This window comes from Marinobacter nanhaiticus D15-8W (assembly GCF_036511935.1).
GTDB lineage: Bacteria > Pseudomonadota > Gammaproteobacteria > Pseudomonadales > Oleiphilaceae > Marinobacter_A > Marinobacter_A nanhaiticus.
Window position 1 is genome coordinate 2,896,511 of record NZ_AP028878.1, and the last position, 12,769, is coordinate 2,909,279.

The following is a 12,769-nucleotide window of genomic DNA, read 5'->3' on the forward strand; positions in this document are numbered from 1 at the left end:
TCAGGAGGCCAGTTCGTCCAGGGCTTCGCGCATCGGCCGCAGGAGGTTGGCGAGCGCGGTCTTCAGCGCTTCGATATCCTCCTGATTTTTGGCAATTGTATCGACCAGGACGCTGCCCACAATTACACCATCGGATACCCGACCTACAGCAGCGGCAGTTTCCGCGTCCCGGATACCGAACCCCACACCGACCGGCAATGCAGTCAGCGAATGAATGCGGCTTACCTTCTCGGCCACATCGTCGACATCGATACGGGCTGCCCCAGTCACACCCTTGAATGAAACATAGTAGACATAGCCGGAACTGTGGCCACTGATTGCTCGAATCCGTTCTTCGGTTGTCGTCGGTGCCAACAGGAAAATGGCGTCCAGTCCGCGCTCGGAGAACAGGGGCGCCACGTCTTCGGCCTCTTCTGGCGGCAGGTCAACGGTCAACACACCATCGACACCGGCAGCCTTGGCCGCATCGGCAAATGCCGTATAACCCATGGCTTCGACGGGATTGAGGTAGCCCATCAGCACTACCGGTGTTTCGCTGTCGGAGGCGCGGAAGGCTTCGACCATCTTCAGCACCTGTCGCAGGGAGGTACCGTGCTTCAGGGAACGCTCACAGGCCAGCGCAATGACCGGGCCGTCCGCCATGGGATCGGAGAAGGGAACGCCCAGCTCGATGATGTCCGCCCCGGCGTCCACCAGGGTATGCATCAGGTCAACAGTGACATCCGGATGCGGATCGCCTGCGGTGATGTACGGGATCAGCGCCTTGCGTCCCTGCCCTTTCAATCGTTTCAGTACAGTCTCAATACGGCTCATGCGATGTCCCGACCCCGTTAAACCTCAATGCCATCAAGCTTGGCGATGGTATGAATATCCTTGTCGCCGCGGCCAGACACGTTAATCACGACGATCTTGTCCTTATCCATGGTCGCGGCAAGCTTGGTGGCATAGGCCACCGCGTGTGCAGACTCCAGAGCCGGCATAATGCCCTCGACACGCGTCAGCCGACGGAAACCAGCCAGCGCCTCGTCATCGGTCACGGCAACATACTTGGCGCGGCCGATATCCTTGAGCCAGCTGTGCTCGGGCCCTACACCCGGGTAATCGAGGCCGGCACTGACTGAATGGGTGCCAGAAATCTGGCCGTTCTCGTCTTCCATCAGATAGGTCCGGTTACCATGGAGTACACCGGGACGACCCGCCGATAGCGGGGCGGCATGCTGACCGCTGTCCAGGCCCAGACCACCCGCCTCTACCCCATACATCTCAACCGACTCGTCAGTCAGGAATGGATAGAACATACCGATGGCGTTGGAGCCACCGCCAACGCAAGCCACCAGCGCATCCGGAAGCCTGCCGGTCTTATCGAGGCATTGGGCGCGGGTCTCGCGGCCGATAACGGCCTGGAAATCGCGCACGAGTAACGGATAAGGGTGCGGGCCGGCAACCGTGCCAATAATGTAGAACGTATCGTCTACATTAGTCACCCAGTCGCGCATGGCGTCGTTCATCGCATCCTTGAGGGTACGCGTCCCGCTTTCCACCGGGTGCACTTCGGCGCCCAACAGTTTCATCCGGTAGACGTTAAGCGACTGGCGCTGAACATCTTCGGCACCCATGAACACATGACACTCAAGCCCCAAGCGCGCGCAGACGGTTGCCGTAGCCACCCCATGCTGGCCCGCACCAGTCTCGGCGATAACACGCTTCTTGCCCAGGAAACTGGCCAGCAAAGCCTGACCAATGGTGTTATTCACCTTATGGGCGCCCGTGTGGTTGAGGTCTTCGCGCTTAAGCCAGATCTGGGCTCCGCCGGTTTCGCGGGTCAGGCGCTCTGCGAAATAAAGGGGGCTTGGGCGCCCGACGTAATCGGCCAGCTCCTTATCGAACTGCGCCTGGAATTCCGGATCGTCCCGCAACTGGAAGTACTGTTTTTCCAGGTGCATCAGCGAATCCATAAGGGTTTCCGACACAAAGCGTCCGCCGTAGGCACCAAAATGGCCACGACTGTCGGGTAATGAACGGAGCATTTCTTCAGTCAGCTTAACCGACACGGTTCACCTCTTTGATAAATTCGATGATGCGGGACGCGTCCTTGATTCCCTTGTCGAGTTCTACGCCACCACTCACATCCACGGCCCAGGGCCTGACGGCCGCTAAGGCGGAGGCTACGTTAGCAGAGTTGAGACCACCGGCCAATATGAGTGGCCGGGGGCGCTCTTTGGGGATCAGCGACCAGTCGAAGATTTGTCCGGTTCCCCCATATTTCCGAGGATCGTAAGCATCGACCAACAGGCCGGCCGCGCGTGGATACTCCCGAAATGCAGCGGGAACGTCATCCATATCCCGCACGCGGACCGCCTTGATCCAACGATGGGCGAACTGGTCGCAAAAGGTTTGCGGCTCATCGCCGTGGAACTGGAGCAGGCTGACACCGACTTTCTCTATTACCGTACGGACCAATTCAGGATCCGGGTTAACGAACAAACCGACCGTCTCTACGAAGGGTGGCAACGAACGAACGATCCCCGCTGCGGTTTCGATATCAACCGCACGTGGGCTTGGGGGATAGAACACAAACCCGATTGCGTCCGCCCCAGCCTCGACGGCTTGAAGAGCGTCCTCGAGACGCGTGATACCGCAGATCTTTACTCGGGTTCTCATGAGCACATTCCCGGAATTCGGGCTTTCATAGCTGCTAATCCTTCGCTTTCCTGAAGACCGGGCCCCGGACCAGCGCCTGCTGATCCGGCGTAAACCAGGGCTGCATGAATTCCGGCCCTGGCGCTTCTTCCGGTATTCCCGAACCTTCGGGATAGGTCACGTTCACCAGGTAAAGGCCCTGGGGCGGAGCTGTAATGTCTGCCCGACGACGATCCCGCTCTTTCAGTATCTCATGAATCCAGCTCTCCGGCTGTTTGCCGTTCCCGACCGCCATCAGGGCTCCGGCAATATTGCGCACCATGTGATGCAGGAAAGCGTTGGCCTGGATATCGATCACCACGAAATCCCGGTGACGGCTGACACTAACAAAGTGGACGTTGCGGTTAGGTGTTTTCGACTGACAGCCTGCAGCACGGAATGACGTGAAATCATGCTCCCCAACCAACGCCTGCGCCGCGCGATGCATTCGATCGGCGTCGAGTGGCCGGAATGTCCAGGCGACCTGATTCCTGAGTATGCCGGGCCGCACGGGGTGATTGAAGATCACATACCGGTAGCGACGACTGACAGCGGAAAAGCGGGCGTGGAAGTCGTCATGCACCTGGCCTACCCAGCGAACTCCGATATCGAACGGCAGCGCCGTGTTGATTCCCATGACCCAGGATCGAAAACTGCGCTTGACCGACGCATGGAAGTGGACAATCTGCGACGATGCATGGACACCGGCATCGGTTCTGCCGGCACAGACAAGATCCACTTCGTGGTCGGCCACCTTGGCGACCGCCTTCTGAAGCTCTCCCTGTACCGACCGAACACCGGTTTTCTGCATCTGCCAACCATGGAAGTCGGCCCCATCATACTCGAACAACAGGGCTATACGGCCCTCGCCAATCAGCACATCCTGATTGAATTCGTTAAACGTCGGCGGCAGGTTAGATAGCAAAGTCGGTCGATCCGCTCAGTAAAGACTTTAAACGAAAACGCCGGGAGTGCTGACACCCCCGGCGTTGAGAAGGAGGCCCGTAACTTCAAAGGGCCCAGTATTATAGCGGATCAAGCGAGGTTTTTAAGCAACCCTTGCGCTTCCGACTTCTGGTCATCGCTACCTTCGATAGCGACTTCTTCCAGGATGTCGCGCGCACCATCAGCGTCGCCCATCTCGATGTAGGCTCTGGCAAGGTCAAGCTTGGTCGCCGCCTCGTCGGTGCCGGAGAGGAAATCGAAGTCGTCTTCGTCATCCAGTGCCGTTTCATCAAATTCTGCGACAGACGGGCGCTTCTCCTTGGGTTTCTCCACTTCGCTGGCCTCCTGCGCTTCGACTGATTCCTCCGCCGTCGGAATATCCTCGTCGTCAGCGGACTGAAGCGGATCTTCCAGCCCAAGCTCCTCGTCGAGCTCAGGAATCTCATCATCGGAATCCGCTTTTTTGGACGAGGTATCGGAAACCTCTTCCATCAATGCAAGATCCTCGTCAGAGACGTCCAACTCAAGCTCGTCGAGCGTGTCGGTTTCCGACTCCGAGGGCTCGTTTTCGTCTTCCGTCTCGCTGGCCACTTTCTCAAGCTCCGCATCCAGGTCATCCAGGAAGGATTCGTCCAGGACACCCGCATCGTCGGTGGCCAGTTCAGGGTCCTCTTCCAGCGGCGGCAGTTCATCGTCGCTGGTTGCGCGATCTTCCGCGGGCGCGGACTCACTCCTGCCGGTTTCGTCTTCCAGGAAGGCGTCGTCCAACTCAAGGGAACCGAAATCATCTTCGCTCAGCTCGGAGGGCTCAGCGTCCGCTTCGGGCTTTTCTTCATAATCGAAACTGATATCCAGCTCTTCCGACTCCGTGGCAGACTCCAGATCTTCAATCTGGGTCTCCGGCTGATCAGCGCTGTCCCTGGATTCGATGCTCTCTTCATCCAGGTTCAGGTCAGAGATGTCGTATTCGATCGGTGCATCTGCGTCCTTTTCTTTGGTGCCACCCAGATCTTCCTGTTCCAGCGGCTCTTCATCGAGCTCAAGGTCATCCAGACCGAAATCATCGGCGGCTTCCTCAGTCTTGGCGGACTCGCTGGACTGGCCGAAAAAATCTTCGTCTTCCTTATCGGCGGACTCCGCATCGAGGTTCGCAAAGGTCTGATCGAAAGATCCGGTTTCTGCCGACGACGTGGAGCGAAGCTGTGACTCCAGATCGTCGATACTGGGCATGGATTCAGCTTCTTCCAAACGCTCGCGCAACACCTGGGCTTCAACCATGGCTGCTTCATCGTCGAGCGCTTCAAGTTCATCGTATTGCTTTTCGAATGCGCCGCGGTCCTGACTGTCAGCGTAGACGGCCAATAGCTTCAGGCGCAGGTCGGTACGGCTCGGCTCTCGGGAAATCGCTGATTCCAGGGTTTCCGCAGCCTGATCGTGACGACCATAGGCAATATAAGCATCCGCTTCCGCCAAAGCGTCCTTGTCTTCGTCGCCGTGCTCATCGCCTTCACCGCCCAGATCGATCGTGTCATCACCATAGTCTGATTCGGCGTTGAGCTGGTCGTAGAACTCTTTCTCACGATTGGCGTTGCGACGGGCAAGCAAACCAAGCAACAACAGCACGAGAATACCGATACCACCCGCAACGAGCTGGTACAGCCGATTATTCTTGAGCTCTTCGAGCAGATTGCCAAAAAAACCTCTGTCCACTGTCGGCTGGACGGGCTCCGTCTGTTGCGCTGGCTCTGCCTCCACCGATTGCTGCGCCGGAGCCTGTTGCGCCATTGCTGGCTCGTTCTGCTCCTGCTCGTTGGGGGCGGCCTGACCTGCTGTCTCAGGCGTAGATTCGCCGTCGACCGGGGTCTGGCCTGATTCTTCAAGACCGGTGACTGCGTTGGATCCGGTCTCCGAACCGTCTTCTACAGCGTCTACACCAAACTCCTCAGCAGGCGCCACCTCGCCAGTGTCGGATTGCTCACCCTGACCTGCTTCCGGAGCGGCGGCGCCTTCCATTCCAGCAGAGCCATCTGTAGCTGCTTCGTCTGCTGCGGCGTCATTACCGGTAGCGGCGCCGCCGACCGCTGAAGGGTCGCTCTCGTTGCCGGGTAATGGCTGATCCGCGCCCTCACCCTGCTCTGCCGCTTGGCCGGCTTCAGCCTGGAGTTCAGCTAGCTGGGAGTTTTTAAGCTCGACCAGGCGCTGCATGGTCGCCAGCTGGGCTTGCAGATCTTCGACACGGGAGTTCAGTTCTTCGTTCTCTCGGCGAGTCTTGTCCAACTGCTCCATGACAACTGCCGTACTGCCCTCTGCACCGCCTTCGACACCGTCAGCACCGCCCGAAGATGCGCCGTCTTCCGGGCTGGTGGAGTCGTTGCCTGCAACCAGACGCAGCTCGTCCTGCGGCGCCTGCTCACCTTGCTGGACGACCGTCGGCTGCTGGCCCGTCGCATCCACTGCCGGCGTCGGCGTCTGGAGCGCGCGGTTCTGGACGGTCACTTCCTGGCTGGCCTGATTCGGTGTGCGGGAAGCGATCTGCTCTTCAGTCGGAACTCGCAACACTTGGCCGCGCTTGAGGCGGTTGATGTTGTTATCCATGAAGGCGTTGGGATTCAGGTCCTGCAGCGCCAGCATCACTTGCTGCGGTGTATAGCTCTCGTCAGGACGAACCTGCAATGCTATACCCCAAAGGGTATCCGATGGTCCGGTTGGACCGAAGGTACCGCCAACCTGGCTCGCCCCTGCCTGTGCAGTCGAGCGTGACGAAGTTCCGCCTTCCGCGGACTGGGTCCGCTGCGTGGCGGGAGCAGCGGTCTGGGAGCGCGACGTCGACGGCGCCTGGACCGGAGCTGCATCGTCGCGTTCGGCGGCATATACCGGCGGGTCGAGCAGCATCGAGTACTCGCGCAGGAGTTTGCCGCTGGGCCACGTCACTTCCAGCAGGAAGTTCAGGTAAGGCTCGCGTACCGGCTGACGCGTCGTGACGTTGATCACGAGTTGGCCATTGGGCGCGGTGGTTACCTCGAACTGAAGATTGGTAAGGAAAAAGTCACGACTGATGCCAACCCGCTCGAAAACCGCCGGTGGCGCCAAATTGACATAAACCTCGTTAGGACTTACCCCGCCGGTGTTGCGTAGTGCAATATCTGCATCGAGGGGTTCGTTGAGATAGGACTGAAGTTCAACTTCGCCGAGCCCGAGCGCGTTCGCGACGCTTGAGCCGAGCCCTCCCACCAGAGCCAGCGCAACCGCAAGTTTGCGTACCTTCATGCTTTTTCCTTACCAGTCTCCGTTATTCGTTACTGCCGTCTTTACTTCAGACTCGGACGAGGTTGGATGACTTCCGTCTTTCGATATTTATTCTTATTGGCAAATCTGATTTTAATGTTGCGAAAGTATTGTTGATAAAGCCCGCTTTATCAATCAATCAGAGATATTGTTTGTAATTGTTGTTAAACAAATGTTGGGAAGACCCTGTATCTGCTGACGAAATACCGTCACAAACTTTCAAAAATACGACGTTTTAGGCGATACATCCTGCCTGAAAACAACAGGGGCGAAAGCCTAATCCAGCTTTCGCCCCTGACACAAGCCTTTAAAACCGGACACCGTTGGCATTTCCAGGTCCGGTTAAAGGGTCATTTCTCCTGCAGGATACGCAGCATGCGACGCAGCGGCTCCGCGGCGCCCCATAGCAACTGGTCTCCCACGGTAAACGCGGAGATATACTCCGGCCCCATCGCCAGCTTGCGGATTCGCCCGATGGGCACACTCAACGTACCCGTAACCCTGGCTGGAGACAATTCCTGGATGCTGGCGTCGCGGTCATTGGGAATGACCTTGACCCAATCGTTGGCCTCAGCCAGCAACGACTCGATCTCATCGACCGGTAGATCCTTGCGCAGCTTGATGGTTAGCGCCTGGCTATGACTTCGCATGGCGCCGATACGGACACAGATCCCGTCGATGGGGATCGGATTGTCGCTGCGACCCAGGATCTTGTTGGTCTCGCTCTGGGCTTTCCACTCTTCCTTGCTCTGCCCGTTATCCATCTGCTTATCGATGTACGGGATCAGGCTGCCCGCCAGTGGCACACCGAAATGCTCCACCGGGAAGCTGCCGTCACGCATGGTTTCGGTCACCTTGCGATCGATCTCGAGAATAGCGGAGCCCGGATTATCCAACAGTTCGGCTACGCTGCCGCGAAGCCCACCCATCTGCTCGAGCAGCTCACGCATATTCTGCGCGCCTGCACCAGATGCGGCCTGATAAGTCATTGGGCTGACCCACTCGATCAGGTCTTTCTCGAGCAGGCCACCGAGCGCCAGCATCATCAGACTCACGGTGCAGTTACCACCGATATAATCCTTGACGCCACGATCAAGCGCATCGTCGATAACCTTGCGGTTGACCGGGTCGAGCACGATCACAGAGTGGTCAGCCATTCGCAGCGCAGAGGCCGCATCGATCCAGTAGCCTTCCCAGCCACTTCCACGCAGCGGACCAAACACCTTGTTGGTGTAATCACCACCCTGGCAGGTGACGATAACGTCCATTTCCCGGAGCGCGTCCAGGTCGAATGCATCCTTCAGGGCCGGTACGCCGGATTTGCCTACGTCGGGCGCCGCCTGGCCTGCCTGGGATGTGGAGAAAAAGACCGGATCGATGTCCGCGAAGTCGTTTTCTTCCTGCATACGCTGCATGAGGACGGATCCCACCATGCCGCGCCAACCAATAAGTCCAACTCGCTTCATGTGCGACTCTTGAACCTCGTTTTGTGCCGGCCCCAATCCCCTTTCGCCGGGACGGGACCGGATGAATGATCCTGCGATGACGGCATCCTGTCATCGTCAGGTCTCGATGTCCGATTCGGAAGTATCCAGGAACTCCCTAGAGGGCAGCCAAAACCGCATCACCCATCTCACGGGTACCTACGCGGGTTGCCCCTTCAGACATGATGTCTGCAGTGCGCAGGCCTTGATCCAACACCGCACTGACTGCGGCTTCAATGGCCTGGGCGGCTTCTTCCGCCTGGAGGCTGTAGCGAAGCATCATCGCTGCAGACAGGATCGTGGCCAGGGGATTGGCAATACCCTGGCCGGCAATGTCCGGAGCGGATCCATGACAGGGCTCGTACATCCCCTGTTTTTCCGCGTTCAGGGATGCCGAGGGCAACATACCGATGGATCCGGTAAGCATTGCTGCTTCGTCCGAAAGAATATCACCAAACATGTTGCCGGTCACAATTACGTCGAACTGCTTGGGCGCTTTGACCAGTTGCATGGCAGCGTTGTCGACATACATATGCGAGAGTTCGACCTCGGGATAATCCTTGGCCAGGTCGTTCATGATCTCGCGCCAGAGCACGGTGACTTCCAACACGTTGGCCTTGTCCACCGAGCACAGTTTGCCGTTACGCTGCTGGGCCGCCTCGAAGGCCACACGACCGATACGCCGAATCTCCGATTCGCTGTAGACGTAAGTGTTGTAGCCCTGACGCTCGCCACCCTCAAGCTCACGCACGCCGCGCGGCTGGCCGAAATAAATACCACCGGTCAGCTCGCGGACGATCAGGATGTCCAGCCCGGAAACCACTTCCGGCTTCAATGATGACGCTGACGCCAGCTGCGGATAGAGAATGGCCGGACGCAGGTTGGCAAAGAGCTCAAGGTTAGAGCGCAAACCCAGCAGACCTTTCTCCGGACGCAACGCCATTTCCAGGCCATCCCATTTCGGACCACCTACGGCGCCAAGCAAAATCGCATCGGATTTCTGCGCCTGGTCCAGGGTTTTCGACGGCAAAGGCTCTCCGGCAGCATCTATTGCCGCGCCGCCGACATCAGCGGTGGCGAATTGCAGACCGAGATCGAAGCGCTCGTTGACCTTATGCAGTACGCGCTCGGCTTCGGCGACAATTTCCGGCCCAATGCCATCGCCCGGCAGTAACAGTACGGACTGACTCATGTTGCTTCCTTAGATCTTCTTATGAATTGAAAGGCCTTTATCCATTGAACGAATCAAACAGCCAGGGCGCGCTCTTGCGACGTGCAGCCTCATACTCCTTGATCGCATCGCCGTCCTCGAGGGTAACACCGATATCGTCGAGTCCGTTGAGCAGGCAGTGCTTGCGGAATGGATCGACTTCGAAGGTAAATTCCTCTCCAGCCGGCGTTTTCACCACCTGGGCATCCAGATCCACTTCAATCCGATACCCTTCTTCACGTTCCACTTCACCGAAAAGACGGTCAACAACTTCCTCTTCAAGAACAATGGGTAACAGCCCGTTCTTAAAGCAATTATTGTAGAAAATATCGGCAAAGCTAGGCGCGATGATCACTCGGAATCCGTAGTCATCCAGCGCCCAAGGGGCATGCTCGCGACTCGAACCGCAGCCGAAGTTTCGGCGAGCCAACAGGATACTCGCGCTCTTATAGCGAGGCTGGTTGAGGAAGAAATCCGGATTGAGCGGACGCTGCGAGCAGTCCTGATCCGGCTTGCCTTCATCCAGATAGCGCAGTTCATCGAACAGGTTCGGTCCGAAGCCGGATCGCTTGATCGACTTGAGGAACTGCTTGGGAATGATCATATCCGTGTCCACGTTGGAGCGATCCATTGGGGCCACGACGCCTTTGTGTTGGGTAAATGCACGCATGGTTGGGCTCCTTACTGGACGAATTCGCGGACGTCGGTGAAATGACCGGCAATGGCGGCCGCCGCGGCCATGGCCGGGCTGACAAGATGGGTCCGCCCGCCAAAGCCTTGCCGGCCTTCGAAGTTCCGGTTGGAGGTGGACGCACAATGCTCGCCCTGGCCCAGCTTGTCGGCATTCATGGCCAGACACATCGAACACCCAGGGTCACGCCATTCCAGACCTGCCTCGAGGAATATCTTGTCCAGGCCTTCCTGCTCGGCCTGGGCCTTTACTACGCCGGAGCCCGGAACCACCATGGCCTGTTTCAGCATCGGAGAGACCTTGCGTCCCTTGACCACAGCCGCTGCCTCGCGCAAATCTTCGATTCGGGAATTAGTGCACGAGCCGATAAACACACGGTCCAGTTTGATATCACGGATCGGGGTATTCGGCGCCAAACCCATATATTTAAGCGCGCGGACGATACCTTCGCGCTTGATGGGATCGTCCTCACGCTCCGGATCCGGCACCTGGCCGTCAACACCGACAACCATCTCCGGCGACGTTCCCCAGGTGACCTGCGGCTGGATCTCAGAGGCTTCCAACTCGACGACCTTGTCGAATTTGGCGTCCGCATCACTGTGCAGGTTCTTCCAGGACTCGACAGCCAGGTCCCACATCTCGCCTTTTGGTGCGAACGGGCGGCCCTTCACATAATTGATGGTGGTGTCATCGACCGCCACCATGCCGACCCGAGCACCGGCTTCGATGGACATGTTGCAGATGGTCATGCGCGCTTCCATCGAAAGATCGCGGATGACTTCGCCGCCAAACTCGATGGCATAGCCGGTACCGCCAGCCGTGCCGATGCGGCCAATAACGGCCAGGACAACATCCTTGCCGGTAACATAGGGTCCCAGTTTGCCGTTCACCTTGACCAGCATGTTCTTCATTTTCTGCTGGACCAGAGTCTGGGTTGCCAGCACGTGCTCGACCTCTGACGTACCGATACCGTGAGCCAACGTACCGAAGGCACCGTGGGTCGAGGTATGGCTGTCGCCACAGACGATGGTCATGCCCGGCAGAGTCGCGCCCTGCTCAGGACCGATTACATGGACGATGCCCTGGCGCTGGTCCTTGATCTTGAATTCGAGGATGCCGAACTCGTCGCAGTTCTTGTCCAGGGTCTCCACCTGGATACGCGAGACGGGATCGACGATGCCATCGATGCCACGTGCCCGGTCGGTCGTGGGCACGTTGTGGTCCGGCGTTGCCAGGTTGGCATCCAGCCGCCACGGACGACGTCCCGCCAGGCGCAGGCCCTCAAAAGCCTGGGGCGAAGTGACTTCGTGCAACAGGTGACGATCGATGTAGATCAAGGCGGAACCGTCGTCCCGCTGTTTCACCAAATGGTCGTCCCACAATTTGTCGTATAAGGTCTTGCCAGCCATGGGGCCTCCACTATCGCTGCCGCGAACGCTAACTGTCGATCAGTCGGTCACGGGCAGCGGTTCTCATCAGGTTTTTATCGATGGCTTTATGGTAACGCCCGGCGCGTGATAACCTCAATTCATGTTTTTTATAGATTGCATTCCATTATGGAATGCCGATGCCGTTTCCACGCTTTAGGTCAATGATTGAGATTTAACAATGGACACCCAAGCGCTCGCCGCGTTCATCGCCGTCGTCGATTACCAGTCGTTTTCAGAGGCGGCAGAAGCCCTTCATCTGACCCAGCCCGCGGTTTCCAAACGCCTCGCGTCGTTGGAGAACCAATTGGGCTCTCCACTCATCGAACGCGGCCAGCGCAGCCTGGCATTGACCGAAGCCGGCCGCAGGCTATTGCCCTACGCTCGTCGCATTCTCGATGAACTGCACAATGCCCGGCTGGATCTCGCGGCTGCATCCGGGAAGATTGGTGGGCGACTTTCGGTTATCGCCAGCCACCATATTGGCCTGCATCACCTGCCGGCCTGGCTTAGACGCTTTAACCGGGACTTTCCCGATGTCTCGCTAGAACTGCAGTTCATGGATTCGGAGAGCGCGTTCGACCAGCTCAAACGCCGTACCTGCGAGCTGGCGTTCGTTACCCTCGACGACGCCATGGACAGGCAGTTCGACATCAAGGCGCAATGGAACGATCCCATGGTGTTCGTCGCGGGCCGGACCCACCCGCTGGCACAAACCCCGAGTCCCGAGCTGACTGATCTGGCCAGCTACAGCGCGCTGCTACCGGAGACCGGCACCGCCACCTTTCGTGTAGTCAGCCGCCTCTTCCTGGCAGAGAAGCTTACCCTGCATCCGCAGATGCCCACGAATTACCTGGAAACGATAAAGATGATGACAAGCGTGGGTTTAGGCTGGAGTGTGCTACCGAAAAGCATGGTGGATCAGTCACTCCACGTCCTGCCCGTCGGGCACGAGATCTCACGCATGCTGGGGGCTATCGGCCTCCTGGGGCGGGGTCTGAGCCCGGCCGCCGAGGCATTGCTGGAGATCGCGCGCGAGCTGAACTGA

At 58.2% G+C, this 12,769-nt stretch carries 10 protein-coding genes; 1 reads left to right on the forward strand and 9 read right to left on the reverse strand.

Annotated elements, in window-relative coordinates; translation table 11 throughout:
- The 9 genes from trpA to leuC form a co-directional block, all read right to left on the reverse strand.
- Positions 1-813, reverse strand: a complete 813-nt coding sequence (gene trpA / locus RE428_RS12935) for a tryptophan synthase subunit alpha (RefSeq protein WP_004582439.1) — start codon at positions 811-813, stop codon at positions 1-3.
- A gap of 17 nt (positions 814-830) precedes the next feature.
- Positions 831-2,039: a tryptophan synthase subunit beta gene (gene trpB / locus RE428_RS12940; protein ID WP_205624668.1), complete on the reverse strand. Its 1,209-nt coding sequence runs from the start codon at positions 2,037-2,039 to the stop codon at positions 831-833.
- A 1-nt stretch (position 2,040) separates the two neighbouring features.
- Positions 2,041-2,661 carry a phosphoribosylanthranilate isomerase gene (locus RE428_RS12945; RefSeq protein WP_004582441.1) on the reverse strand — a complete coding sequence of 207 codons (621 nt, stop codon included), beginning with the start codon at positions 2,659-2,661 and terminating at the stop codon, positions 2,041-2,043.
- Between the two features lie 34 nt (positions 2,662-2,695).
- On the reverse strand, positions 2,696-3,604 hold the full coding sequence (truA, locus tag RE428_RS12950; RefSeq protein WP_004582442.1) for a tRNA pseudouridine(38-40) synthase TruA: 909 nt from the start codon (positions 3,602-3,604) through the stop codon (positions 2,696-2,698).
- Positions 3,605-3,714: 110 nt separating this feature from the next.
- On the reverse strand, positions 3,715-6,891 hold the full coding sequence (locus RE428_RS12955) for a FimV/HubP family polar landmark protein (RefSeq protein WP_004582443.1): 3,177 nt from the start codon (positions 6,889-6,891) through the stop codon (positions 3,715-3,717).
- A 368-nt stretch (positions 6,892-7,259) separates the two neighbouring features.
- A complete protein-coding gene (gene asd, locus RE428_RS12960) occupies positions 7,260-8,375 on the reverse strand; it encodes an aspartate-semialdehyde dehydrogenase (RefSeq protein ID WP_004582444.1) in 1,116 nt (371 codons plus the stop codon).
- Positions 8,376-8,511: 136 nt separating this feature from the next.
- The gene (leuB, locus tag RE428_RS12965) at positions 8,512-9,585 is read right to left on the reverse strand and encodes a 3-isopropylmalate dehydrogenase (protein ID WP_004582445.1); all 1,074 of its coding nucleotides are present in this window, start codon (positions 9,583-9,585) and stop codon (positions 8,512-8,514) included.
- Positions 9,586-9,622: 37 nt separating this feature from the next.
- The gene (gene leuD, locus RE428_RS12970; protein WP_004582446.1) at positions 9,623-10,273 is read right to left on the reverse strand and encodes a 3-isopropylmalate dehydratase small subunit; all 651 of its coding nucleotides are present in this window, start codon (positions 10,271-10,273) and stop codon (positions 9,623-9,625) included.
- Positions 10,274-10,284: 11 nt separating this feature from the next.
- Positions 10,285-11,703 (reverse strand): 3-isopropylmalate dehydratase large subunit, encoded by a 1,419-nt coding sequence (gene leuC, locus RE428_RS12975; protein ID WP_004582447.1) that lies wholly within the window; start codon positions 11,701-11,703, stop codon positions 10,285-10,287.
- 199 nt (positions 11,704-11,902) lie between these two features.
- Here leuC and RE428_RS12980 point away from each other — a divergent pair, with 199 nt between their 5' ends.
- Positions 11,903-12,769 (forward strand): LysR family transcriptional regulator, encoded by an 867-nt coding sequence (locus tag RE428_RS12980; RefSeq protein WP_004582448.1) that lies wholly within the window; start codon positions 11,903-11,905, stop codon positions 12,767-12,769.